Consider the following 23670-nt stretch of genomic DNA (forward strand, 5'->3'; position numbering starts at 1 on the left):
TGGTGCGGGGGTCCGGAGCGGTGCGGTGGGTACGGGACCGGCTCGCCCGGCTCAGACGGTGACGAGCTCGACGGGGACGCCGAGCGCCTCGATGGCCGTGACCTCCGCCTCGGGTGCGGCCGCGTCCGTCACGATCAGGTCGTAGCCGGTGGCGTCGCCGTAGCCGTAGGTGGCCGTACGGCCGAACTTGGTGTGGTCCACGGGGAGCACGCGGCGCTCCGCCGCGCCCTGCATGGCCTCCTTGAGGTCGGCCCACTCCTGGTCCGGGTGGTACAGCCGGCCGCCCTGGAGGGCCGTGGCGGAGGAGAACATCACGTTGGCGCGGATCCGGGAGAGCTGGCGCAGCGTGTCCGTGCCGGCGCACGCCTCGAAGTCGTTGCGGAAGGTGCCGCCCAGCAGTACCACCCGCGTGCCGGGGGCGGCGTCGGCGCCGCCGACCAGCCCCGCCACCCGGAGGGAGTTGGTGACCACGGTCAGATCCGCGATCCGCGTGAGCTTCCGGGCGAGCGGGAAGAGCGTGCTGCCGCAGTCCATGAGGACGGTCTGACCCGGCTCGACCTCCCGGGCCAGCACCTCGGCGAACGCCTCCTTCACCTCGATGTCGAGGTATTCGCGGAAGCGGGTGGCGGTCTCCAGGGTGACGTTCGGCAGGGCGACGGCCATGCCGCGGCGCTTGTGCAGCAGCTGACGGGACTCCAGGTTCGCCAGGTCGCGGTGGACGGTCATGGTGCTGACCTCAAGGCTCTCGGCCAGGGCGTCGATGCGGACGGCGCCCTCGGTGATGACGTGCTGGAGCAGCCGGCGCCGGCGCTGCTCGACCTCTTCCTCGGTGCCGCGACTTGGCCTCATGGGGCCTGCTCCCTCCTCGACTGCCTGTCGCCCGGCGTTCCGGGCTCGTCAAACATCACACACTTTCTGAGAAGTTTTGGCAATCCATTGACAGGAATTGTTTCCTCCAGTTTTCATCGGGCCACATCGACGCGGCGCTCACCAGGCGCCGTACCAGCACGGAGGTGTCCCCGTGGCCGAAAGCCTCACTCCGACTCCGCCCCCGACTCCGACTCCGCCCCCGGCTCATGCCCCGGCCCCGCTCCCCGGACCCGACGACGGGCCGCCGTCCGCGAGGAGTTCGCTCCCTCGGGGGCTGCTCGACCGGATCGGCATCCCCGCCACGCTGGCCTGGGGGTATCTCGGTCTCGTCCTGTTCATGATCGGAGACGGGATCGAGGCCGGCTATCTCTCGCCGTACCTCGTCGACCTGGGCTTCTCCGAGAGCGGCGTCGGCGTGGTCTTCACCGTCTACGGCGTCGCCGCGGCGGTCGGCGCGTTCCTCGCCGGCGCGCTGTCCGACGCGTGGGGGCCGCGCCGGGTGATGGCCGCCGGAGCGGTCTTCTGGGTGGTCTTCCACATCCTGCTGCTGGCGGTCGCCGTCCCCGCCAAGAGCTATCCGCTGATCCTGGCGAGCTACGGCATCCGAGGGCTCGGCTACCCCCTGTTCGCCTACGGCTTCATGGTCTGGATCATGGCGTCCGTGCCCAGGCGGCAGGCGGGCACCGCGCTCGGCTGGTTCTGGTTCTCCTTCACCCTCGGGCTCCCCACCCTCGGCTCGCTGCTCGCCGCCTCGCTCATCCCGGCCATCGGCGCCTACCGCACCCTGTGGCTCGCCCTCGGCCTGGTCCTCGCCGGCAGCGCCGTCGCCCTGACCCTGCTGCGCGACCGGACCGGCTTCCAGGGACTGCTCCCGCCAGGGCAGCGCGACGTACGCAGCACCCTCGCCGGGAGCTTCACCATCCTCACCGAGAAGCCCAAGGTCGCCATCGGCGCGGTGGTCCGGCTCATCAACACCACCTCGCAGTTCGGCGTCTGGGTCTTCATGCCGCTGTTCTTCACCGACCGGATCGGGTTCGAGCTGTCGGAGTGGCTGCACCTGCTGACCGTGATGATGGGCACCAACCTGGCGTTCGTGGTGGTCTTCGGCGCCCTCGGCGACCGCTGGAGCTGGCGCCGGACCGTGGCCTGGCTCGGCGGCGTGCTCTCCGCGATCGGCTGCCTGGCCCTGTACTACCTGCCGGTCGCGGCGGGCCACAACTTCCTCGTCGCGGCGGTCGCGGCCGGCGCCCTCGGCGCCGGGATGGCGGGCTACGTACCGCTGCCGCCGCTGCTGACGGCCCAGGCCCCCGAGCGCAAGGGCCAGGTGATGTCCGCGTACAGCCTCGGAGCGGGGGCGAGCGTCGCACTGGGGCCGCTGATCGGGACCCTGTTCATCGGGCCGCTGGGGGTCCAGGGCGTGATGTGGATCTACGCGGGGCTGCACCTTGCCAGCACGGTGCTGGCGCTGCTGCTGCCCGAGCGCCGGTAGGGCCGGCCGAGGGCCGACAGGGCTGGCCGAGCGGCGGTGGTGCTGCCCGCGGGGCGGTGGCGGCGCCCGAGCGGTGGCGGCGCCCGAGCGGTGGCGGCGCCCGAGCGGTGGTGGCGGGAGGCCCGGGGGCGGGCGGGTGCCGCCGCGGCGCGCCGTTAGGCTGGCGGGGCCATGCGTCCCCACCGTTCCGAGCCCGCCCGTGCGGCAGCCTTCCCCGCCACGCTGGCCGGGCTTGTCCTGGCGGCGGCGGGCCTGGTCGGCTGCGCGGCCGACACCGGGGCGCGGGACGGCGGCGCGGCGCCCCCGCTCACGGCCCCGACCAGCGCGTCGCCGCTCTGGCCCGGCTACACGCCCCCGGTATCGCCCGCCAAGCCCGAGCCCAGCACCGCCGTCGAGCCGTATCCGCCGGTCAAAGGCGTCACCGTGCCCGCCGGAGGGTTGCGCAAGCTGTCCGTACGGACGCTGCTGGAGCACGACTACAACGTGCCGGAGTGGGTGCGCGGCGCCGCCCGGGGCGACTGCTTCGCGGACTGCACCCTGCGCGATCCCGTCTACCGCGACCTGACCGGCGACGGCCAGGACGAGCTGGTGGTGGCCATCGACGCGCCGGCGTTCCGGCTGACCGTGCTCGAGGTCTACCGCACCTCCGGCGACACGGTGCGTCCCGTGCTGATCCACTACGGGACGCTCGGGCTCACCGGCGAGACCCTCGGCCGCGACCTCGTCATCTCCTCCCGCGGCGAGGAGGGGCAGGTCACCACCCACCTGAAGTGGAACGGGCGGATCCTCGCCCCCGTCCCTCCATCGGAGGGCCGACCGGCACACCTCCGGACGCCCGGGAAACGCCGGGCGCGGACACCGGCGCAGACGCGAGGACGACACCATGACCACCGCCTTCACCCCGCCCGGAGCCGCGGGAGCCGCCCACGTCGCGGAAGCCACTGGCGCCGTCGGGTCCGCTGGGTCCGCCGGGGTCGCCGGGTCCGCCGGGGCCGCGACCGAGGCGCACCTGCTGCTCGTCGAGGACGACGAGGTGATCCGCAACACGGTCCGGATGGTCCTCCAGCGGTACGGATTCACCGTCTCCACCGCGGGCGACGGCCTCACCGGCCTGGAACTCTTCCGCGAGCGCCGGCCCGACCTGCTCCTGCTGGACGTCATGCTGCCCGAGTTGGACGGGATCGGCCTGTGCCGCCGGGTACGGGAGATGAGCCTGGCGCCGATCCTGATGCTGTCCGCCCGCGGCGACGCCCTCGACGTCGTGTCCGGACTCGAAGCGGGCGCCGACGACTACGTGGTCAAGCCGTGCGAGAGCGCCGTGCTCGTCGCCCGGATCCGCTCCCTGCTGCGCCGCGCCTCCTTCGCCCCCGTGGAGCGGGCGGGGGAGGGCGGCGGCGCGGCCGGGGCCGACGACGACGGGCTCCTCACCTTCGGCGACCTGACGATCGACCCCAAAGGCATGGAGGTGCGCCGCGCGGGCGAGCCGCTGGCCCTGACCCCGACCGAGCTGCGGCTGCTGCTGGAGTTCGCCGCCTCGCCCGGCGTCGTCCTCGAACGCCGCACCCTGCTCAGCCGCGTATGGGACCACGCCTGGCACGGTGACACCCGCGTGGTCGACCTGCACGTACAGCGCCTGCGCGCCAAGATCGGCGCCGAACGGATCGAGACGGTCCGCGGCTTCGGCTACAAACTCAGGCGCTGACGATGGCACTGAGATGGCGGATCGCCGCCCTCGTGGCCGCGGCGACCTGCGCCGTCGCCGCGGCCGTCGGCGTCCTGGTCCACCACGCCTCCCGCGACCGCGAACTGTCCCAGGCGCGCGACGCCGCCCGCACCACGCTCGACCGCGCGGCCGTCACCTACGCCCGCACCGGCGCGGTCCAGGGCTCCGGCGCCGCCCTGGACGCGCCCGGTCTCCCGGCGGGCCTGCGCGGCCTGGTGGCCAAGGGCCATCGGGGCACCGAGTTCGCCTCCGGGCCCGGCGGCCCGGCGATGTGGGCGGCGCGGCCCGCCGGCGACCGGGTGCTGTCGGTGCGGGTCGACATGGGCCAGACCATCCGGGACCTCAGCGCCCTCGACGCCAACATCCTGCTGGCCGGCCTGGTCACCACCGCCGTCGTCCTACCGCTGGGGGTGGTGACCGCCGAGCGCATGGGCCGGCGGCTGCGGATCGCCGCCGGGACCGCGCGCCGGATCGCGGCCGGGGACCTGGACGCCCGGATCTCCGCCGCCGGCCGCCCGCACGACGAGATCGCCGAGATCTCCGGGGCCGTGGACTCCATGGCCGCCGCCCTCCAGGAGCGGCTCCGCAGCGAGCAGCGGTTCACCGCCGACGTGGCCCACGAGTTGCGCACCCCGCTGATGGGGCTGGTCACCGCCGCCGAACTGCTGCCGCCGGACGACGAGGCGGCCGGCTACGTACGCGACCGGATACGGGTGCTCAGCACCCTGGTCGAGGACCTGCTGGAGATCTCCCGGCTGGACGCCGGGGTGGAACGGGCCGACCTGGCGCCGTGCCCCGTCGCGCCCCTGGTCGAGGAGGCCGTGGCACGGACCGCGCTGCCCGTGGAGGTGCGCCCGGAGAAGGGAGCCGGGGACGGCGGCGAGGCCGCGCGGGTCTGGACCGACCCCCGGCGGCTGGAGCGCATCGTGGCCAACCTCATCGTCAACGCGCACCGGCACGGCAGCCCTCCGGTCGAGGTGGCGGTGGCCGCGGACGGCCGCACGGTGACCGTACGGGACCACGGGCGCGGCTACCCCGACGCACTGCTCAAGGAGGGCCCGCAGCGCTTCCGCACCGGGGCCCGCGAGCGCGGCCGGGGCCACGGGCTGGGGCTGACGATCGCGCTGGGCCAGGCCCAAGTGCTGGGCGCCGCGCTGGAGTTCGGCAATGCGCCCGATGGCGGGGCGGTGGCCGTGCTCCGGCTCCCGGACGGCCCCGGACCGGACCCGGACCCTGATCAGGGGCCGATACACGACTGATACACCGCCGAGCCCGAACCGACGGGCAGCCTTGGCCTTCCCAAGATCCTGGCCGCCGAGTATGGCGCCATGCGCACGCGGACCAGGCCCCAGCAGGACACGACCGGCGAGGTGGACACGACCGGCGAGGAGGGGACGGCCGGTGAGGAGGAAACGGCCGGGAAGAAGAAGAGGGTGCGGCGGACCGGCATCCGCCGCTTCTTCACCTGGCGGAAGCTCCTCGCCTACGCCCTGTCCCTGTGGGCCCTGCTGCTGGGCGCCTTCGCCGTCCTCTACTACTGCATCGACATCCCCGAGGCCAACGCGCTGGCCAAGGCGGAGGCCAACGTCTATCTGTACAGCGACGGCACGGTCGCGGCCCGCACCGGTGAGATCAACCGCGAGCGCGTGCCCATCAGCCGGGTGCCGAAGTCCGTGCAGCGCGCCTTCGTCGCGGCCGAGAACAAGTCCTTCTACCAGGACGCGGGGGTCGACCCGATGGGGATCGCCCGCGGCCTGGTCAGCACCGTGACCGGCGGCGGCACCCAGGGCGGGTCCACCATCACCCAGCAGTACGTCAAGAACTACTACCTCAGCCAGGAGCAGACCGTCACCCGCAAGGTGAAGGAGCTGGTCATCGCGCTCAAGGTCGACCAGCGCAGCTCCAAGGACGAGATCCTCGCGGGCTATCTGAACACCAGCTACTTCGGGCGCGTCGCCTACGGCATCCAGGCCGCGGCCCGCGCGTACTACGACAAGAACGTCGAGGAGCTGACCGTCGAGGAGGGCGCGTACCTCGCGGCGCTCGTGCAGGCCCCCAGCCAGTACGACTGGGCCGTCGCGGGCCCCACCGCCAAACGGCTGGTCACCCAGCGCTGGAACTACGTCCTGGACAACATGGTCGACATGGGCTGGTTGGACCCCGACCGGCGGCGGGGCATGCGCTTCCCCGAGCCGGTCGCCCCGAAGCCCGCCCCCGGGCTCGGCGGCCAGGCGGGCTATCTGGTCGAGGCCGCCCGGCAGGAGCTCATCGCCGCCGGGGTCGGCGAACAGGAACTCGCGGCCGGCGGCTGGACGATCACCCTCTCCGTCGACCGGGACAAGCAGCGGTCGCTGGAGCGCGCGGTGGCGCGGCAGTCGCGCGACGACGGCGAGGAGACGTCCCGTACGGACGGCGGCGGTGGGTCGTCCCGTACGGACGAGGGCGGTGGGACGTCCCGTACGGCGGAGGCCGACACGCAGACCGGAGCCGTCTCGGTGGACCCCCGCACCGGCCGGGTCCTCGCCCTCTACGGCGGCCGGGACTACACCCGGCACTACATCAGCAACGCGACCCGCTCCGACTACCAGGCGGGCACCGCCTTCGAACCGATCGCGCTCGCCGGACGGCTGGAGCACGGCGCGGACACCGCCGTCGGCCCCGCCGAGATCAGGAAGACCGCCGAGGCCCTCGGCATGGACCCGGACGCCAGCGGCTTCACGGTCCCCGAGGCGACGACCCTCGGCCTGATGGGGACCAGCCCGCTGGACCTGGCCGGGGCCTACGCCACGCTCGACCACCAGGGCCGCAAGGTCACCCCGACGATCGTGGCCTCCGCGCGACGCGGCGAGACGGCGGTGAACCTGCCGGACGCGATCGGCGGCCAAGCCGTGCAGCGGGAGACGGCCGACAAGGTCACGGCGTTCCTCGCCGACCCGCGCGGCCAAGGCACCAAGGAGCCGGTGTGGCTCGGAACCGTCCCGCAGGCGGTCGCGGCGAAGTCCGGCAGGTCCGATGACCGGAACGCGGCGTGGTTCGTCGGCTATACGCCCCAACTCGTCACGGTGGTGGGGCAGTTCGGCGAGGACGCGAAGAGCCGGAAGCAGGTGCGGCTGAAGGGGGCGGGCGGCGGCCGGGTCGAGCGGATCTGGTCGGCGTACATGGGGGAGGCCCTGCGCGATGCGGAACCGGCCGGCTTCGAGTTCTTTCCCCAACCCCGCCCTTTCCCGTAACTGGGGCTCCGCCCCGGGCCCCGGTCCTCAATCGCCGGTCACTCGAGAATCGCCGGTCACTCGAACCACCGCTGAGGGCGCGGCGCGGTGTTGTGCCAGATGTGCTTGGCCTCCTGGTACTCGGCAAGCCCGGCGGGCCCCAGCTCCCGCCCGATCCCGGACTGCTTCCTCCCGCCCCACTCGGCCTGCGGGACGTACGGATGGAAGTCGTTGATCCACACCGTCCCGGCCCGGAGCTGGCCCGCCACCCGGTGGGCCCGCTCCATGTCCCGGGTCCACACCGCGCCCGCCAGTCCGTACACGGTGTCGTTGGCCAGCGCGACCGCCTCCGCCTCGCCGCGGAACCGCTCGACGGTCAGCACCGGGCCGAACGACTCGTCCCGCACCACCGACATCCCCGGGGTGCAGTCGTCCAGCACGGTCGGCAGGTAGTAGAAGCCGTCCCGCAGCTCCGGGTCGGCGGGCGGGGTGCCGCCGCAGCGCAGCACCCCGCCCTCGTCCAGCCCGGCCGCGACATACGTCTCCACCTTCGCGCGGTGCGCCTCGGAGATCAGCGGCCCGGTGCGGGCCTGTTCGTCGAACGGGCCGCCGAGCCGGATCCGGCGGGCCCGGTGCACCACCTCGTCGACGAACGCGTCGTGCAGCTTGTTCTCCACCAGCAGCCGGGCACCCGCGGAACACACCTGACCCGAGTTCAGGAACGCCGCCGTCAGCGCGTAGTCGACGGCCGTGTCGAAGTCGGCGTCGGCGAAGACGATGTTCGGGTTCTTGCCGCCCAGCTCCAGGGCGAGCTTCTTCACGGTCGGGGCGACGGCGGCCATGATGTGCCGCCCGGTGGTGAGCCCGCCGGTGAAGGACACCAGGTCGACCCGCTCGTCCGTGGTGAGCGCCTCGCCGACGACGGGCCCGGCGCCCAGCACCAGGTTGGCGGCCCCGTCCGGCAGCCCGGCCTCGGCCAGCAGCCGCATCAGGTGGATGGCGGTGTGCGGCGTCAGCTCGCTCGGCTTGAGGACGATGGCGTTGCCCGCCGCGAGCGCGGGCGCGACCTTCCACGCGGTCTGCAGCAGCGGGTAGTTCCACGGGGTGATCAGCGCGCAGACGCCGACCGGTTCGTGCACCACCCGGCTGTCGATCTCCGGGCTGCCGGTGTTCACCACCCGGTCGGTGCCGCCCGCGGCGGACAGCGCGCCGAAGTAGCGGAAGCAGCCGACGACGTCGTCCACGTCGTAGCCGCTCTCGACGTACCGCTTCCCGGTGTCCATGGACTCGGCGCGGGCGATGGCCGCCTTGTCCCGGACGAGCAGGTCCGCCACCCGCAGCAGCAACCGGCCGCGCTCGGCGGCCGGGGTGCGGGGCCACGGACCCCGGTCGAAGGCGTCCCGGGCCGCGAGCACGCCGGCCAGCGCGTCCTTGGGCCCGCCCTCGTCGACGGTGGCGACCAGCTTGCCGTCCGCCGGGCAGCGGATCTCACGCGACTGTCCGTCGGCGGCTGCGCTCCACTGACCTCCGATGAACAGCTCCGGCATGGGGTGCCTCCGGCTGGGGGAGAGACGGCTGGTCCACGCCGAGCCTATGTGTCACCGGTCACCGCCGCATGGCGTGGTACTCCGCCCCGGCCGCCCACTTCACCGACCGGGAGGCGCTGTCAAGCGCCGCGCGGAGGAGATTCCGTACTCCCGCGCCACACCCTGGGGTGGCCCGCCGCCCCGCCGCCCCGGGGTGGATGTACGCCCGCCGGCCGTTTTCGCCGCCGCCGCACAACGCCCGTGCCCCGTCGGGCCTCTTCCTCCACGCACACCTCAGAACACCTCTCTCACGAAACGAGAAGAACGCATGGTGCGTGTGACACTTCCGGGGCGCCTTCCGGGACGTTTGCCGGGACGTCTTCCGGGGCGCCTTCCGGGACGGACCGCTCTGGCCATCGCGCTGGCGGGCGCGGCGCTGGTTCCCGTGGCCCCCGCCTTCGCGGCCGACCCGCCCGCCCGGGCCGACCTCCGCGCGGACGTCAACCGCGACGGCGCGGTGGACGTCGCCGGCGACACGGACACCGCGGGCGAGGACCGGTGGACCACCCGGCGGGGCGCGGTCTTCCTCCCCAACATCGACGACGACACCAAGCGGTGCAAGTCGACCGGCCCGAACGGCAAGCCGCTCCCCGACGCCCAGCTCGCCAAGTGCAACGACGCCGCCGACACCAAGGTCAACGGCGCGGCGGACGCCGCCGACCTGGCCCGGCTGCGCACCGTACCGATGCCCGACCTGCGCGGCGGCGCCACCGGCACGGTCAAGGTCACCGGCACCGGCGCGAAGCACACCCGACTCTTCGTCAAACGCGCCACCGGCTGGACCGCGGTCACGCCGACCACCCGGCTGTCCGCCGCCGAGCTGCGCGCCGGGGTCGAACTCGGCATCGAGGGCACCGACGTCGTACGCGACCGGGCGGTGTGGGACGGCACCGCGGTCGTCGAACTCAAGGTCAGCCCCGGCGGCGGCGCCGAGGCCAGCACCGACCGGGTCACCCTGCACGCGGCCCCGCTGCTCACCCACCACCACCTCCAGCAGGCGCAGCAGGTCCTGGTCACCGAGCTGCGCGGCAACGACCCGTACGAGCGCACCCAGCGGAAGTTCGTCAAGACGCTGGAGACCGAGGTCAAGCGGGCGGGCATCGCCACGCCGCTGGTGAAGTTCACCAAGGGCGACGACATCTGGGCGCAGGACTTCCTGGAGCCGGGGTACGTGACCATGGCCGGCCCCGGCGGCACGCCGCAGGGCATGCGGGTGATGATCCGCTCCGCGCAGCCGGACCGCACGGCCGGCCGCCAGGTGTTCGAGAAGCTGCGCGGGCGCGACGTGGGCGGCGTGCAGGTCGCGCTCGGCCGCGGCGACGAGAGCTCCACCCTCGACTCCATGGGCAACCTGGAGACCATCCCCGCCTACGAGCACGGCGGCCGGTCCTACCCCGCCGGGCGCATCATCATGGGCGAGCAGAAGGACATCGGCTTCAAGCCGGCCAAGGCGATGCGCACGCTGCTGGCGTCGCAGGGCATGCAGGACCCGCTGCTGCTCGACACCTCATGGCTGCACGTCGGCCACGTGGACGAGTTCGTCCAGTTCCTGCCCGCCGACACCCCGCGCGGCTGGCGGATCGCCGTCGCCGACCCGGAGGCGGGGATGCGACTGCTCAAGGACGCGAAGGCCGCGGGCCACGGCGCGACGAAGATGTTCTCGGTGAAGGGCACCGGCGACACGCCCGCGCCGAAGGAGACCATCGACCAGGCGCTCGCCTCCCGCGAGCTCCGTGCGGACAACGCGCTCGCCGCGCGGCGGATCGCCGCCAACCTGGAGATCCTCAAGCGGGAGACCGGCGTCACCGACGCCGAGGTGGTCCGGGTGCCCGCGCTGTTCACGCGCGGTTCCGGGGAGCGGGGCGACGTCGCGGGAACGCCGCGGCTGACCCGGCTCGGCGCGTCGGTGGAGGTGCCGGACGCGGTACGGGAGTACGGCCAGCAGCGGGACCTCAAGGCGCCCGCCGCGGACACGGTGATGACGAGCGCGTACATACCGGGCGCGGTCAACGGCGTGGTCCTCGGCAAGGACCGCTACCTCGCGCCGAGGCAGTGGGGGCCGGTGATCGGCGGCAAGGACATCTTCACCGAGGCGGTGGACGCCGTGTACCGCGCGGCGGGGATGCGGGTGTCCTACATCGACGACTACGCGACCTACCACCTGGGCATGGGCGAGGTGCACTGCGGCACGAACACCCTCCGGGACATCTCGACGCCCTGGTGGAAGCGCTAGCGGCCGGCGGTCACGCGCTACCGGCGGGCCGGGTGCGCCCGGCCCGCCGGTAGCCGTACTCCGACGGCCCCTGCTCCGGGCGCCCCTTCCTCAGACGTCCCTTCCTCAGACGTCTCCTCAGACGTCTCCTCAGACGTCCCGCAGCAGCGTGGCCAGATCGTCGTCCAGGGCCATGTACCCGCCCTCGTCGCCCTCGGTGACCACCTCGTATGAGCGCTCCAGGAAGCGCCGCAGATCGGCGGTGCGGAACTGGACCAGCGCGATGCCCTCGGGAGCGTGGAACTCCAGGATCGTCCGCTCCCCGTCGCACGGCCACACCTGCACGTCGCCGTTGCCCGCCGGGCCGCGCAGCCCGGCGGCGAGCAGCTCGCGGCCGAACGTCCACTGCACCTCCGAACCGTCCAGGGAGGCGGCCGGGGGGAAGCCCACGTGGACGGCGAACGGATCCGTACGCGTGTAGCGGAGAGTCGCAGGGATGGCGCGGGCCTCCGGCGTGGACGCGATGAGGCGTGCCTGGACGGCTTGGTCGATGACGGTGGACATCGCCGGGCTCCCTAGCGATCGATGCGGATCCTTGACCCTCTTGACCGGATAGACGTCCAGACGGTGGCGGCAGTGCATCCGAAGATGGCGTGACGTACGTCACGACCCCTTCGATTCGGTGGATATGTGGGGCTTATGTCTATGAAATCCACACCATCACGGCGATGAAATCCACACCATCAATCGGTGACCCGGCTGCGGTTCTTGTACGAAAGGCTCAGATAGTCGGGATGGCGGGCCATCCAGCCCGAGACGAAGGGGCACGCGGCCAGCACCTCCAGCCCCTCCGCCCGCGCCGCGTCCAGCGCCGAGCGGGTGAGCGCCGAGCCGACGCCCTGGCCCTCGTAGGCCGGGTCCACCTCCGTGTGGACGAACGCGATCAGCCGCGGCGTGCGGATGTACTCGGCGAAACCCGCGAGTTCGCCGCCGAGGCGGGCCTCGAAGCGCTGCGCCTGGGGCGCGTCGCTGACCGTGACTACTGTCATGCGGTACGTCTCCTCGCTCCCCCTGCCCACGATAGGAAGGGGGCGGGGCTCCCGCGATTCGACTTCCGCGATGCGGCGCGGGGCACCGGGCGGTGCCGCCGCCGGGCCCATGGACGGGGGCCTGCCGATGGGCTAGCTTCCAGCGCCATGAGGGGCATGGGGAAGCTGATACGAGTGGTGTCCACTGGGCTGTTCGGGGCGGCGTTGACGGCAGCCATCGGCATACCGGCGCATGCCGGACCGGGGCAGGGCGGATCGGGGCATGCCGGACCGGCGCAGGGCGGATCGGCGCAGGGGGGATCCGCCCGGGCCGAGACCGTACCGGGGCAACTGCCGCACGCCGGATGGCGGCTCAAGGACACCGGAACCGACGCCCGCTTCCGCGGGCTGGCGGCCGTCAGCCGGGACACGGCCTGGCTCGCGGGCTCCAAGGGCACCGTCCTGCGCACCACCGACGGCGGCCGCAGCTGGCGGGACGTCTCCCCGCCGGGCGCGGGCGAGCTGGAGTTCCGCGACGTCGAGGCGTTCGGCGCCCGGCGGGCGGTCGTCCTGGCGATCGGCGAGGGCGAGGCGTCCCGCGTGCTCCGTACGGAAGACGGCGGCGCCACCTGGACGGAGAGCTTCCGCAACACCGACGCGCGCGCCTTCTACGACTGCATGACGTTCTTCGACTCCCGGCACGGCATCGCGCTCAGCGACCCCGTGGACGGGAAGTACCGCATCCTGTCCACGGGGGACGGCGGCCGCAGCTGGCGGGTGCTGCCCTCGGACGGGATGCCCGCCGCCCAGCCGGGCGAGGCGGCGTTCGCCGCCAGCGGCCAGTGCCTGGTCAGCTCGGGCGGGCGGCACGCGTGGCTCGCCACCGGCGGCGCGGCCACCTCCCGGGTGCTGCACTCCGCCGACCGGGGCCGCACCTGGTCGGCGACGGACACGCCCGTCCCGGCCGGCGACCCGGCGCGCGGCGTCTTCGCGCTCGCCTTCCGCGACTCCCGGCACGGCCTCGCGGTCGGAGGCGACTACCGCGCCGGACAGCCCTCGCCGCGGGCCGCCGCCGTCTCCCGCGACGGCGGCGCCACCTGGACGGCGGCCGGGCAGCCGCCGCCCGCCTACCGGTCGGGGGCGGCCTGGCTGCCGCACACCGTCTCCGCCGCGCTCGCCGTCGGCCCCACCGGCACCGACCTCACGACCGACGCCGGCCGCAGCTGGCACACGCTCGACGACGGCTCGTACGACACGGTCGACTGCGCGCCGGACCTGGGCTGCTGGGCAGCGGGCGAACGCGGGCGCGCGGCGCGCCTGGAGTTCCAGCTAGTGCCGTGACCGGAAACGATCACCGGAGTGGTGTGACGGCCGGGCGGCCGCAGCGGTGGTGTCACGCAGGTCAACAATGTCGCGCCAGTGCCTGTCAGTTCCCCGGTCTAGGGTCGCCCGCATGGCCGAGCCCTCCTTTCTGACCGCCGTGCGTGAGTCGTACGACACGGTTGCCGTCGACTACGTCGAACGCGTCCCGCCTCCAGCCGAGATGGACCCGCTGTCACGCGCGATGCTGGCGGGGTTCGCCGAACTCGTGCGGACGGCCGGTCTGGGGCCGGTCGCGGACCTGGGATGCGGCCCCGGCCGCGTGACGGCGCACCTGGCTGGGATGGGGGTGTCCGCCTTCGGCGTCGATCTGTCACCGAAGATGATCGGGCTGGCCCGCCACGCCTATCCGAACCTGCGGTTCACCGAGGGCTCGATGACCTCGCTGGAGATGGGGGACGACGAGCTCGGCGGCATCCTGGCCTGGTACTCCACGCACCACACGCCCCCGCAGTGGCTGCCGGCGGTGTTCGCCGAGTTCCACCGCACGCTCGCGCCCGGCGGCTACCTGCTCTGGGGAGACTATGTCGGCGATGAACGGCTGCATCCGACCCAGGGCTATGGCCGTCCGGTGTCCTACGAGTCGTACCTTCTGCCCCTGGACCGCATAGTCGGCCTGCTGGACCAGGCCGGACTCGTTGTCACCGCGAGACTGGAGCAGGAGCCCGGCGGACGGGTGAGGAGACCGCGCGCCTGCCTCCTGGCCCGCAAGCCCGAAACACCCTGACGGGGCTTGTTCCTGCGGCGAGGCCGCTCGTGCCAGAACGCAGACGATCACGAGGCGGGCGTTGATCGTTTCCGGTCACGGCACTGGCAAAGAGGCTGTTGTAGGCGCACACCTTCGGTCGGCGGATCTCGACGCGGTGGCGGCGCGCTCATTGGTGCGGTGTTCCAGTGGCAGCTCACTCCAGGGCAGCTTTGTCAGTACTGACGACCTGTCCCATCGAGAGCCGGTGGGACACCCCCTCCGGCTACTCGCCGGTGACGCCGTCGGCAAGCTCCCGGACGATGTCGAGGTGCCCGACATGCCGCGCGTACTCCTGGAGCAAATGGAACAGCACCCAGATCAGCGTTGGCCGCTCTTCCTCGGGCGGGACCCGGCCCCCAGAGTGGCCATCCGGTCCTCCAGTCGCGCGCCGGCGACGATCGCGCGGGACCGCTCGCACTGGGCACGGAAGAACGCCGTCACATCCTCGACGGTCTCATCCGGCTCGACACACCATCTGCCGCCACGGGCTTCCATATCGCCCCACGGCTGTTCGACCTGCTGGCCGGCGAAGCCCCACTGCAGCCAGCGCAGCTCCACATAGGCCAGATGCTTCAGCAGCTCCAGTGGCGCCCAGCCGGATGGCAGCCGACTGCCCCGCAGCTCCTCGTCGGTCAGGCCGTCCAGCTTGCGCAGCACGGCGTCACGGTAGAAATCCAGATAGCCCGCCAACAACTCGGCCGGGCTGGTGAGCGTGACATCGGGCTCCGCCGGGGGCTCGGCTTCAGCAGTCATGGCAGGTGATGTTAAGCGGAGACCCACAGGCACGCCACGCGCTCACAGCAAAGCGTCCTGCCCGTCGACTGCCCGGTCAACGGTGCGAGCCGGGCCACTAGTGCTGTGACCGGGAACGTTCGCCGGGTTGCTCGTTGTGCTGGTTGGAGGTGACGACACCTCCAACCAGCGGGGGGAGGCGGGATGGCGCCGCCGGTCAGGGTCCGAAGGCTGCCGGGTGGCGTTGGGTCAGGTGCTCTCGGCGGTCACCGACACCTGCGGGATGGCCGTCGTGCTGGCCCGCCTTCCGTACAACCGGCGCTGACCGCGACCACCCATGACAAGTTCCCGGGTGTCAGGGCACGAGCACGATCTTGCCGCGCACTCGGCCGCTCTCACTCAGCTCGTGGGCCTTGGCGGCCTCGGTCAGAGGCAGCGTCTCCTCTACGGACGGGCGTACCCCAGCGCGGTCCACCAGGTCGGCGAAACCGGCCAAGTCGGCCGGGGTCGGTTCGAGGTAGTACTCGAGGAACCGCACGCCGTTCGCCTGTGCCTGCTCCGTCACGGCCGTCCGGTCGACCCCGACGCCCACAACGTCGATGAGGATGCCGCCGCGCTTGAGCGTACGCAGCGACCTCGGCCCATACTCCTTGCTGATCGTGTCGATCACCACGTCCACGTCACGCAGGCTCGTGAAGTCGGCCGTCGTGTAGTCGATGAGTTCGTCCGCGCCGAGCTCGCGCAGGAAGGCGTGCTTGGCCGTCCGGGCCGTGCCGATCACGTACGCCCCGCGCGCCTTGGCGATCTGGACGGCGAAATGTCCCACGCCGCCCGCCGCCGCGTGCACCAGAACGCGCTGACCGGGCTGCACCTGGGCGATGTTCACCAAGGTCTGGTAGGCGGTCAGGCCCGCGATGCCCAGTGCCGCCGCGTGCACGTGATCGAGGGTGGTGGGTTTGGCGGCTATGGAGGTCTCGGGTACGAGCACGTAGTCGGCGTGGCTGCCGCGCGGCGGGGTCACCCATCCGAACACTTCGTCACCGGGCCGGAAGCCGCTCCCTCCTTCACCGATCTCGTCCACCACTCCGCTGAACTCGTGTCCCAGGACGAAGGGCGGCTCGCCGAACCACTGCACATGCCCCGCGCGGACTTTCCAGTCCGCTGGGTTGATGCCTGTGGCATGCACGCGCACGAGAACCTCACCGGGCGCGGGGCTGGGCCGGTCGGCCTCCGCAACTTCGAGAACTTCCGGACCGCCAAAGGAAAGCTGCTTGATCACTCGCATGTGATCCATTCTCAACGAACGCCATCGATTGCAAAGCAGGCCCCCCACGAAAGCAGGTACCCGACCGTCGAGGACCGCCGTGAGTGGCGGCCGTGGGACGACAGCCGGGGCCGACGACCCGCAGGGCGACGGGAGACCGCCGCAGAACCGGGCGAGGTCGGCCGGCCGCTAGTTCTGTGACCGCCTCGGTTCGCCAGGTTGGTGGGTCATGTCGCGTCGGAGAGGGGGCGTCCGCCCCAGCGGATGCCCTTCTCGCTGCGGATGCGGGCGCGTTCACGTCGTTGGGCGGCCAGGACCTCGGGGTGGCGGGTGTGGGTGTTGCGCCAGCGCAGGTAGCGGTGCAGTTCACGGGTCTGGACGGTGTGGTTGGGGTGGTGGGAGTTGGCGAGGGTGAACTGCCGCAGCGGTCCGAAGTGCGCTTCGACCGGATTGGCCCAGGAGGCGTTGGTGGGGGTGAAGCACAGCTCGACACGGTGCTTCTTCGCCCAGGCGCGGATCTTGGTGCCTTTGTGGGCGGAGAGGTTGTCCATGATCACGTAGATCGGGGCGCCGTCCGGGCGGGCGGCGCGGATCGACTTGAGCGCGGTCAGGGAGTTCACCGCGCCCTTGCGGCGGTGGTTGACGCCCCACACGGTGTCGTCGCCGACCGAGTAGCAGCCGTGAAAGTAGGTGACGCCGTGGGTGCGGTGGTAGGTCGCCGGGACCCGGTCGGGCCGGCCCGGCTTCGCCCAGCAGGACCCGCCGGTGGGACGGATGCCCAGCGGCCCGAACTCGTCGAATGCGAAAACCCGGTCCGGTAAATGGTCCAGGACGTGCTCGATCCGGTCGAGCTTGGCGTCCCGCTGGGGGTCGGTGGACTCCTTCCACGTCTTGGTGCGCTGGAAGGTGACGCCGCGGCGGGCAAGCAGACAGCGCAGAGCCTCACGCCCGATCCGGATCGTCCGGCCGTGGACCTTGCACAGATAGGCGGCGAGTTTGCGGATCGACCAGCGGGTGAAGAGCTGGCCGAGCTTGGTCGGGCGGGTGACGGCCGTCGCCACGACGAAGTCCTCGTCGTCAGTGCTCAGCAGGCGGGGACGGCCTCCCGCCCACCGAGGGCCCAGGCAGCCAAGCCCGATCTCGTTGAACCGGTGGATCACGTCGCGCACCGTGTCCTCGTCAGCCGCCACCAACTGGCCGATGACCGGCACCCGGTTCCCACCGGCCGACGCCAGCATCATCGCCCGCCGGTACCGCACCGCGCTGGTACTGCCCCGCCGCACGATCTGCTGCAGCTCCTGACCCTCTTGATCAGTCAGACGGCGCACTTTGACCGGTACCGCCACCACGCCTCCACACGCTCGATGGGATGTCAGCCCCCCATCCAACCGGCCCCAGCCTCAGCGGGTGCCCGAACCCGGCGAACCAATGTGGTCAGAGCACTAGCCGCCGCCGCACTGACGGGCCTGGGGCACCTCCCGAACGGAGTCCGAGGCCCGCCCGAGGACGCTACGCCGGCAGCTGCTCCCGGTAGTCGGCCAGCCCGGGCGCCGTCTTGGTCGCGATGAACTCCGTGATGCGGTACGCGCAGACGCCCGCCACCGTGAACGGGTCCGACGCCGCGATCCTCTCGATCGCGGCGCGGTCCTCGGCCACCGCGAGGATCACCCCGCCGTCACGCGGCTGCTTGCGCCCGGAAGCGAGGACGACGCCCGCGGCGTACTGCTCGTCCAGCCAGGCGACGTGCTCTTCGAGCAGAGCGTCGACGCGCTCCATCGGGGCGGTGTAGGTCAGCTCAAGTACGAACATGGCAGCACCCTACGCCGGGCGGGTGTTCGAGTACCGTGAGCACCATCATGACCATGCGTCCCACCAGAACCGAGCTGCTACGCGACTGGCCCACCACCGAAGCGGAGGCGACCGCCGTCCAACTGCGGCTGCGGGCGCTCGTGGAACGCGGCGAGGAGGGGCCCGCCCCGGGCACGGGCGTCGTCGTCGGAGTCGATGTCGCCTACGACGACGAGCGCGACACCGTCGCGGCCGCCGCCGTCGCGCTGGACGGCCGCACGCTGGAGGTGCTGGAGGAGGCCACGGCCGTCGGCCGGGTCTCCTTCCCGTACGTACCCGGGCTGCTGGCGTTCCGTGAGATCCCCACCGTCCTCGACGCGCTGGACCGGCTCACCCGCACCCCGGACCTGGTGGTGTGCGACGGCTACGGGCTGGCCCACCCGCGCCGCTTCGGGCTCGCCAGCCACCTGGGCGTCCTCACCGGCCTGCCCACCGCCGGCGTCGCGAAGAACCCCTTCACCTTCGGCTTCACGGACCCGGGCGCCCGGCGCGGCGACTGGTCGCCGCTGCTGGACGGCACCGAGGAGGTCGGCCGGGCGCTGCGCACCCGGGACGGCGTCAAGCCGGTGTTCGTCTCCGTCGGACACCGGGTGAGCCTGCCGGCCGCCTGCGCGTGGACGCTCCACCTGGCGCCCGCGTACCGGCTGCCGGAGACGACCCGACGCGCGGACGCGCTCTGCCGGGAGGCGCTGGCGCGACAGCAGGGTTGACCGGGCGCCGGGCGACCGGCGGGGCCGTGCCACCCCGGCGGCGGCCCGACCGCCCATGCGTTGGCGGCCACCCGGACGTCACCGGAGCCGGCGCGTCTCCAGAAGGAAGCAGCCGAACTCGACGAACCGTACGTGTACGGCCGCCACCTCCGGATCCGCGTACACCTCGGCGAGCGCCTCGTCGACGGTCACGGTGTCACCGTCGAGCAGCCGCCCGCCGAGGATCCTCCCGTCCGCGGAGTACGCGCGGAGCACCCTCCGGTCGCCGTGCATCACCTCGGGAAAGCGGCTGCCCGCCCAGCCGTCGCACTCGGCGGGGTGGATGAAGACCGGGCCGACCTCGTCGTACGGTCCCGGTCGGGCCCCGGTCTCGCGCGCCCAGCGGCGCAGCGGGGCGTAGGAGGCCAGTGCGATCTTCTCGCCCGGAGTGCCGCGGCGCAGACAGCAGCGCAGCGGCGCCCCGCCCTCCTCGTCCACGTACGGCTGCGGCGCGTTGCCCGCGTCGTCCCGTTCGCGCAACTGCTTCAGTACGGCGGGGGCGATGGCCCGGATCTCGTAGTCGTTGTCGCTCATGTGCCCATCGTGGGGGCGGGGGTGGGCCTGATGCTGGCGGGATCCGGACGAGGATCTTTCCCGCCACTCCGTCAGAAGGAGCGGACGTAGATCTTGGCGCCGGAGTGGAAGCGAGCGGTCAGCCCGTGATGGCCGGGCCGGGCATCCGGGCGCTGCGACCACAGTTCGAGCGAGCACAGCTCCCGGTTCCCGCTGGACGACAGCAGCGACGCCAGCCACCGTTCCGCGTCTGCGGCCGATGGGCTACCCGCGATCTGAGGGCACTCGATCGGCGCCATGGGGTCACCTTCGACAGGTGCTTCCGGCACGCTGTGCTTATCCCCGGGGGCCAACTCCGCGATGACCTGCCACTGGACCTCGGTACCGCCGAGCTTCACCGCCAAGCCGAACGGATGCTTGGTGTCACCTGCCTCGGCGAGCGTCGTCACTATGTCTGCGGCCGGGGCGTTCTTCGCAAGGTCGAGGGCGAAGTCCTGGAAGCGCTGCGGCCGCATTGATGGTTGTTCCTTCCGTGGAGAACAGGCCGAGGGGTGGCCAGGCCGGGCGGGGGGGGCGTAATCAGCGCAGGCGGTTGCTTTCGCGCGCGCAGTGATCGCAGACGTACCGGGAGCGGAGCACCAGCCGCATGGCCGCCGAGTCCTTGTGGACCGGGCAGAGCCAAGACAGCTCCGAGTCCTCTGGTAAGTCGTGCTTGAGGAACCGCCGGAGCGTGGCGCGTACGCCGCCGTCTTCGGGGGTGCCGCTACTCGTCATCTCCGCTGTCGCCCTCGGTGCCGTTCGGTTCTTCTGCGGGCGGGTCGGCGGGCCGGATGGTCTCGTGCGCGCCCAGGTCGTACCCGTTCACGTTGTCATCGGTCGCACCAGAGCAACGGTCACGTGCGTCCGCGTCCGTGCGCGGGCGCGCGTCTTCGAGACGCTGAGCCAGCGGACACAGCTTCCCGGAGGGACACTCCGCGCATTCGGCCTGGTGCATGCTCAGGGCGGCCACCAACTGTGTGATATCCGCCGTACGGGGACTCGTGGAGCCTTCGGCAGCCATGCGCTCACCTCCGCTCCGCCTGCCGTTGCCTGGCCATGCCCAGTCAACGGCGCGTACGGCACGGCGGACAGGTGAGAGAGCCCCGTCTCTCATCGCATGACCCAGGTGATTTTTGCCTTCGCCCGTGTCTGGGTGACCGCACACCGTTACCGTGAGGGCATGGCACAGGAGAACCGCAAGCTCGCTGCGCGGATCGCTGAACTCGGCTTTTCTCAAGCAGAGTTAGCCCGTCAGATCAACGCTGAAGTCGAACTCCTGACAGGCAAGCCGGGCAACGTCACCGATGCCGACATCCGGCGGTGGCTGCGTGGTGCGACCAAGTGGCCGCAGGACCGGATCAGGCTGTGCGTGGAGAAAGTTCTCGATGCCAGTGCCGAAGACCTGGGGTTCGTGCCTCGCAAGAAGCGCATCGCACCACCGGAGGATGATCCCGTGAACCGACGTGCACTCTTGACCGCCACAGGCGGTACGGCCCTGGCCATTGCCGCTCCGTACGCACCCGCCCATGGGCGCCTTGGTATCAAAGACGTCCGGCGATTCCATCAGGACTACGTGGCCATCCTCCGGCACGATCAAGCCGTGGGGGGATCGCAGAAGGTGGAGAACCTCGCGGTGGAACTGGCAGCGTGGATTCAATCCGCCCTTGCCGCTTCCTTGTCCTCAACCCGCGTGCGAGCCATGCTCTATCGACTCGCCGCAAACGTCATCAGCTCAGCGGCATTCGCATCTATCGACGCAAGCTCTCCGCAGCGGGCACGCGCTCATCTCGACAAGGCTCTGACCTTCGCCAGTCTGTCCCGCGACAGCGAGACGATGTACCACGTCTGGAACCATCTGACCCTCACCTCCAGCCAGCGTGAGAACCACGCCGAAGCCGTCGCCGGAACAGAGGTGATGAAGCGCTCCTCCATCGCCCGGAGAGACCCGTTGTACGTCTCTCTCGGGCACATCCGGAACGCCAACGGACTCGCACGCCTCCGGCGTCGCTCAGAAGCTCTGCGAGCTCTCAGCGACGCGGAGCGTGCCTTCGCCCGTAGCACCGACGAGCAACGGACAGAGTGGATCAAGTTCTTCGACGCCAGCGAGGTGGACGCTCTGTCCTCATTTATATGGTCGGCGCTGGGTGATCACGGACGGGCGGAGTACTGCCTGCATCGCACGCTCGCTGCCATCCCTGACGGTATGGTCCGCAACAAGGCGCTCTATACAGCCCATCTGTCGCTGGCGCAGGCCAGACAAGGAGACCTGGAGTTGGCCTGCGCGACAGGTAGAAGGGTTCATGCATTGCTGCTGCCCTCTTCCGGGTCAAGGAGAACCGCTCACACTCTGGCCGCGACACGAAAGGTGATCGTAGCCTCAGGATCGAAGAGCCCCGAAATCGTCGAGTGGGTCGAGGAGACCAGTCAATGGATGTGAAGCGCTACACGCATGCCAATGCGCGGGACGTCAGGTCCCTGCTGCTCGATATCCACGATGACGCGTATGCGAATAATCCGAACCCGTTTCACTCGCGTGAACGCTTCTCGTACTTTGTCGATCTGTGGTCCTCACGTGAGAACTGGCAGTGTGTGGTGGGTTGGGAAGAGGGCGGCCCTGTCGGGTACGCATACGGCTCCATGCTCAAGCCGGGTGGATGGTGGAAGGGGCACCAGCGACCAGCCAGCACCAAGGGCTCCGTCTTCGCGCTGTCAGAATTGATGGTGGTTCCTCAATGGCGCGGTACAGGTCGGGCAAAGAAGATTCATGACGCACTGCTCGAATCGGTCGAATCCGATGTCGTAACGCTCCAAGTGGAGTCCACCAACCCAAAGGCTCAATCTCTATATGAAAGTTGGAAGTACAACAAGGTGGGCGAAGCGAAGCCATCAGACGATTCGCCGCTATACGCCGTCATGGCCAAGAAGCTGAAGCACGGCTGAGCACCTGGGCCCGGGCGACCGGGCGACCGGGAGACGGACGAGATGCCCCGGGTCACGGGGACGGGCGGGGCGGGGACACCGTCCGGAAGACCAGGCCCGCCCGGACCAGCCGTTCCGTCAGGGCCTCGCCCATCGCCGTGGCCGTCGTGACCTGGCCCGCCGTCTCCGGGAGATCGTCGAGCGCCAGGCAGAGCGCGGACTCGGCGAGCATCTTCGCCGTCTCGCCGTAGCCCGGGTCGCCGCCGGACACCTCCGTGACCACCCGTCGGCCGCCGCCCTCGCCCGCGAAGCGGACCGCGAACCAGCTCCTGGCGCGCCGCTCGGCGTCCGGGCCCTCGCCGGGGCTGAGCCTGCCCGACAGCCAGCGGCGGGCCGGTGGGAGCTGGGCGGCGGCGAGCAGGGCGGCGAAGCCGGCGGCGCCGCCGACGAGGACGGGCAGCCGGTCGGCCACCACGTGGGCGCGGTAGCGGAAGTCGGGGCCGTAGCGAGACAGGGCGGCGGCGGAGCGGCCCACGATCTGCGGGTCTATGGTCGGCATCGGCACGGCCCAGGCGCCCAGGTCCCGGCGCCGGTGGAGGGTTCCGGGACCGGCCGAGATCGTCCGGTCGGCGGGGCGGGGTTCGGCCCGCCGCCTCGCCGCGGCGGCGCGGACCATGCCGACCGGGCGAGACAGGGCCGTCATGGCGGAGGCCAGGGTGCCGCCGGAGACGGTGCCGCTGCCGCGTACGAAGCCCTCGATCCGCAGCGGCACTCCCTCCGGCAGCCGTGTCACCGTGTAGTGGACGCCGAGGTCCTGCGGGATCGAGTCGAAGCCGCAGGAGTGCACGATCCGGGCGCCCGTCGACCGGGCGAGCGCGTGGTGCCGCAGATACATCAGATCGACGAACTCCGGCTCGCCGGTCAGGTCCACGTAGTCCGTCCCGGCCTCGGCGCACGCGGCCACCAGCGGCTCGCCGTACGTCAGATAGGGGCCGACGGTGGTGGCCACGACGTGCGTGTCGGCGGCGATCGCGCGCAGCGACGCCGGGTCGGTGCTGTCGGCGCGCAGCAGCGCGAGACCGGCGAGCTCCGGGGCGTCCGCCGCCAGCCGGTCCCGCAGCCGCTCCAGCTTCTCCCGGTCGCGGCCCGCCAGCGCCCACCGGACGCCGGCGGGGGCGTGCTCCGCCAGATACGCCGCGGTGAGCCCGCCTGCGAAGCCCGTCGCGCCGAACAGCACGATGTCGTACGCGCGTTGTGTCGTGGACTCCCGACGCCGCATCCCGGGTTCCTCTCGTCCGCTCGCCTCCCCCCGACCCCGACCCTACGAAGCCGCCGATTTTCCGGTCAACACGTCGATCCGC

Annotated in this window: 20 protein-coding genes and 2 pseudogenes; 11 read left to right on the forward strand and 11 right to left on the reverse strand. The window is 71.7% G+C overall.

From position 1 onward, the window contains the following. Positions 1 to 51: 51 nt before the first annotated feature. On the reverse strand, positions 52 to 849 hold the full coding sequence (locus tag Q3Y56_RS28400; RefSeq protein WP_304464639.1) for a DeoR/GlpR family DNA-binding transcription regulator: 798 nt from the start codon (positions 847 to 849) through the stop codon (positions 52 to 54). Positions 850 to 1021: 172 nt separating this feature from the next. On the opposite strand from Q3Y56_RS28400, the gene Q3Y56_RS28405 reads away from it, so the two are divergent. The 4 genes from Q3Y56_RS28405 (at position 1022) to Q3Y56_RS28420 (ending at position 7312) form a co-directional block, all read left to right on the forward strand. Further along, positions 1022 to 2359 (forward strand): MFS transporter, encoded by a 1338-nt coding sequence (locus Q3Y56_RS28405; RefSeq protein ID WP_304464640.1) that lies wholly within the window; start codon positions 1022 to 1024, stop codon positions 2357 to 2359. 883 nt (positions 2360 to 3242) lie between these two features. Next, positions 3243 to 4061, forward strand: a complete 819-nt coding sequence (cseB, locus tag Q3Y56_RS28410) for a two-component system response regulator CseB (protein WP_304464641.1) — start codon at positions 3243 to 3245, stop codon at positions 4059 to 4061. Positions 4062 to 4063: 2 nt separating this feature from the next. Beyond that, positions 4064 to 5341 carry a HAMP domain-containing sensor histidine kinase gene (locus Q3Y56_RS28415; protein WP_304464642.1) on the forward strand — a complete coding sequence of 426 codons (1278 nt, stop codon included), beginning with the start codon at positions 4064 to 4066 and terminating at the stop codon, positions 5339 to 5341. A 69-nt stretch (positions 5342 to 5410) separates the two neighbouring features. After that, positions 5411 to 7312, forward strand: a complete 1902-nt coding sequence (locus Q3Y56_RS28420; protein ID WP_304464643.1) for a transglycosylase domain-containing protein — start codon at positions 5411 to 5413, stop codon at positions 7310 to 7312. 56 nt (positions 7313 to 7368) lie between these two features. Here Q3Y56_RS28420 and Q3Y56_RS28425 read toward each other — a convergent pair whose 3' ends face one another. Next, positions 7369 to 8838: an aldehyde dehydrogenase family protein gene (locus Q3Y56_RS28425; protein ID WP_304464644.1), complete on the reverse strand. Its 1470-nt coding sequence runs from the start codon at positions 8836 to 8838 to the stop codon at positions 7369 to 7371. A 424-nt stretch (positions 8839 to 9262) separates the two neighbouring features. On the opposite strand from Q3Y56_RS28425, the gene Q3Y56_RS28430 reads away from it, so the two are divergent. After that, entirely contained in the window at positions 9263 to 11110 is a 1848-nt protein-coding gene (locus Q3Y56_RS28430) for a protein-arginine deiminase domain-containing protein (RefSeq protein ID WP_304464645.1), read from the forward strand. A gap of 129 nt (positions 11111 to 11239) precedes the next feature. On the opposite strand, the gene Q3Y56_RS28435 is transcribed toward Q3Y56_RS28430, so the two are convergent. Both Q3Y56_RS28435 and Q3Y56_RS28440 read right to left on the reverse strand, forming a co-directional pair. Beyond that, complete coding sequence (locus tag Q3Y56_RS28435) at positions 11240 to 11653, reverse strand: SsgA family sporulation/cell division regulator (RefSeq protein WP_304464646.1); 414 nt, start codon at positions 11651 to 11653, stop codon at positions 11240 to 11242. A gap of 179 nt (positions 11654 to 11832) precedes the next feature. Then, on the reverse strand, positions 11833 to 12138 hold the full coding sequence (locus Q3Y56_RS28440) for a GNAT family N-acetyltransferase (RefSeq protein ID WP_369696820.1): 306 nt from the start codon (positions 12136 to 12138) through the stop codon (positions 11833 to 11835). A 156-nt stretch (positions 12139 to 12294) separates the two neighbouring features. Here Q3Y56_RS28440 and Q3Y56_RS28445 point away from each other — a divergent pair, with 156 nt between their 5' ends. Both Q3Y56_RS28445 and Q3Y56_RS28450 read left to right on the forward strand, forming a co-directional pair. Continuing rightward, entirely contained in the window at positions 12295 to 13458 is a 1164-nt protein-coding gene (locus Q3Y56_RS28445) for an oxidoreductase (protein WP_304464648.1), read from the forward strand. A 112-nt stretch (positions 13459 to 13570) separates the two neighbouring features. Continuing rightward, on the forward strand, positions 13571 to 14224 hold the full coding sequence (locus tag Q3Y56_RS28450) for a class I SAM-dependent methyltransferase (RefSeq protein ID WP_304464649.1): 654 nt from the start codon (positions 13571 to 13573) through the stop codon (positions 14222 to 14224). Between the two features lie 244 nt (positions 14225 to 14468). Here the strand turns inward: Q3Y56_RS28450 and Q3Y56_RS28455 are convergent. Beyond that, a pseudogene (locus Q3Y56_RS28455) lies at positions 14469 to 14998 on the reverse strand (DinB family protein). A gap of 217 nt (positions 14999 to 15215) precedes the next feature. On the opposite strand from Q3Y56_RS28455, the pseudogene Q3Y56_RS28460 reads away from it, so the two are divergent. After that, positions 15216 to 15302, forward strand: a pseudogene (locus tag Q3Y56_RS28460) (transporter); the annotation flags it as partial. 30 nt (positions 15303 to 15332) lie between these two features. Here Q3Y56_RS28460 and Q3Y56_RS28465 read toward each other — a convergent pair. From Q3Y56_RS28465 to Q3Y56_RS28475, 3 genes are all read right to left on the reverse strand, one after another. After that, positions 15333 to 16271 carry an NADP-dependent oxidoreductase gene (locus tag Q3Y56_RS28465; RefSeq protein WP_369696870.1) on the reverse strand — a complete coding sequence of 313 codons (939 nt, stop codon included), beginning with the start codon at positions 16269 to 16271 and terminating at the stop codon, positions 15333 to 15335. A 197-nt stretch (positions 16272 to 16468) separates the two neighbouring features. Continuing rightward, a complete protein-coding gene (locus tag Q3Y56_RS28470; protein WP_369696821.1) occupies positions 16469 to 17587 on the reverse strand; it encodes an IS630 family transposase in 1119 nt (372 codons plus the stop codon). Positions 17588 to 17750: 163 nt separating this feature from the next. Further along, on the reverse strand, positions 17751 to 18050 hold the full coding sequence (locus Q3Y56_RS28475) for a YciI family protein (RefSeq protein WP_304464650.1): 300 nt from the start codon (positions 18048 to 18050) through the stop codon (positions 17751 to 17753). A 53-nt stretch (positions 18051 to 18103) separates the two neighbouring features. On the opposite strand from Q3Y56_RS28475, the gene Q3Y56_RS28480 reads away from it, so the two are divergent. Then, a complete protein-coding gene (locus tag Q3Y56_RS28480) occupies positions 18104 to 18799 on the forward strand; it encodes an endonuclease V (protein ID WP_304464651.1) in 696 nt (231 codons plus the stop codon). A 78-nt stretch (positions 18800 to 18877) separates the two neighbouring features. Here Q3Y56_RS28480 and Q3Y56_RS28485 read toward each other — a convergent pair whose 3' ends face one another. Both Q3Y56_RS28485 and Q3Y56_RS28490 read right to left on the reverse strand, forming a co-directional pair. After that, on the reverse strand, positions 18878 to 19372 hold the full coding sequence (locus tag Q3Y56_RS28485; RefSeq protein ID WP_304464652.1) for a DUF1203 domain-containing protein: 495 nt from the start codon (positions 19370 to 19372) through the stop codon (positions 18878 to 18880). A 71-nt stretch (positions 19373 to 19443) separates the two neighbouring features. Beyond that, positions 19444 to 19866 (reverse strand): hypothetical protein, encoded by a 423-nt coding sequence (locus Q3Y56_RS28490; RefSeq protein ID WP_304464653.1) that lies wholly within the window; start codon positions 19864 to 19866, stop codon positions 19444 to 19446. Between the two features lie 704 nt (positions 19867 to 20570). On the opposite strand from Q3Y56_RS28490, the gene Q3Y56_RS28495 reads away from it, so the two are divergent. Both Q3Y56_RS28495 and Q3Y56_RS28500 read left to right on the forward strand, forming a co-directional pair. Beyond that, positions 20571 to 21827 carry an XRE family transcriptional regulator gene (locus tag Q3Y56_RS28495; RefSeq protein WP_304464654.1) on the forward strand — a complete coding sequence of 419 codons (1257 nt, stop codon included), beginning with the start codon at positions 20571 to 20573 and terminating at the stop codon, positions 21825 to 21827. Next, a complete protein-coding gene (locus Q3Y56_RS28500; RefSeq protein ID WP_304464655.1) occupies positions 21818 to 22330 on the forward strand; it encodes a GNAT family N-acetyltransferase in 513 nt (170 codons plus the stop codon). Before Q3Y56_RS28495 ends, Q3Y56_RS28500 begins: the two co-directional genes overlap by 10 nt. Before the next feature lie 52 nt (positions 22331 to 22382). Here the strand turns inward: Q3Y56_RS28500 and Q3Y56_RS28505 are convergent, their stop codons facing one another. Further along, entirely contained in the window at positions 22383 to 23588 is a 1206-nt protein-coding gene (locus tag Q3Y56_RS28505; RefSeq protein ID WP_304464656.1) for a trans-acting enoyl reductase family protein, read from the reverse strand. Positions 23589 to 23670: the final 82 nt, after the last annotated feature.

The sequence above is a fragment of the Streptomyces sp. XD-27 genome (assembly GCF_030553055.1).
Lineage (GTDB): Bacteria > Actinomycetota > Actinomycetes > Streptomycetales > Streptomycetaceae > Streptomyces.

Bases quoted from the DNA above. Each gene is read 5' to 3' on its own strand.
- Q3Y56_RS28400 (WP_304464639.1), bottom strand. From the start codon at position 849: ATGAGGCCAAGTCGCGGCACCGAGGAAGAGGTCGAGCAGCGCCGGCGC.
- Q3Y56_RS28490 (WP_304464653.1), bottom strand. From the start codon at position 19,866: ATGCGGCCGCAGCGCTTCCAGGACTTCGCCCTCGACCTTGCGAAGAAC.
- Q3Y56_RS28450 (WP_304464649.1), top strand. From the start codon at position 13,571: ATGGCCGAGCCCTCCTTTCTGACCGCCGTGCGTGAGTCGTACGACACG.
- Q3Y56_RS28500 (WP_304464655.1), top strand. From the start codon at position 21,818: ATGGATGTGAAGCGCTACACGCATGCCAATGCGCGGGACGTCAGGTCC.
- Q3Y56_RS28435 (WP_304464646.1), bottom strand. From the start codon at position 11,653: ATGTCCACCGTCATCGACCAAGCCGTCCAGGCACGCCTCATCGCGTCC.
- Q3Y56_RS28445 (WP_304464648.1), top strand. From the start codon at position 12,295: ATGGGGAAGCTGATACGAGTGGTGTCCACTGGGCTGTTCGGGGCGGCG.
- Q3Y56_RS28440 (WP_369696820.1), bottom strand. From the start codon at position 12,138: ATGACAGTAGTCACGGTCAGCGACGCGCCCCAGGCGCAGCGCTTCGAG.
- cseB (WP_304464641.1), top strand. From the start codon at position 3,243: ATGACCACCGCCTTCACCCCGCCCGGAGCCGCGGGAGCCGCCCACGTC.
- Q3Y56_RS28415 (WP_304464642.1), top strand. From the start codon at position 4,064: ATGGCACTGAGATGGCGGATCGCCGCCCTCGTGGCCGCGGCGACCTGC.
- Q3Y56_RS28505 (WP_304464656.1), bottom strand. From the start codon at position 23,588: ATGCGGCGTCGGGAGTCCACGACACAACGCGCGTACGACATCGTGCTG.
- Q3Y56_RS28420 (WP_304464643.1), top strand. From the start codon at position 5,411: ATGCGCACGCGGACCAGGCCCCAGCAGGACACGACCGGCGAGGTGGAC.
- Q3Y56_RS28495 (WP_304464654.1), top strand. From the start codon at position 20,571: ATGGCACAGGAGAACCGCAAGCTCGCTGCGCGGATCGCTGAACTCGGC.
- Q3Y56_RS28480 (WP_304464651.1), top strand. From the start codon at position 18,104: ATGCGTCCCACCAGAACCGAGCTGCTACGCGACTGGCCCACCACCGAA.
- Q3Y56_RS28475 (WP_304464650.1), bottom strand. From the start codon at position 18,050: ATGTTCGTACTTGAGCTGACCTACACCGCCCCGATGGAGCGCGTCGAC.
- Q3Y56_RS28425 (WP_304464644.1), bottom strand. From the start codon at position 8,838: ATGCCGGAGCTGTTCATCGGAGGTCAGTGGAGCGCAGCCGCCGACGGA.
- Q3Y56_RS28465 (WP_369696870.1), bottom strand. From the start codon at position 16,271: ATGGATCACATGCGAGTGATCAAGCAGCTTTCCTTTGGCGGTCCGGAA.
- Q3Y56_RS28485 (WP_304464652.1), bottom strand. From the start codon at position 19,372: ATGAGCGACAACGACTACGAGATCCGGGCCATCGCCCCCGCCGTACTG.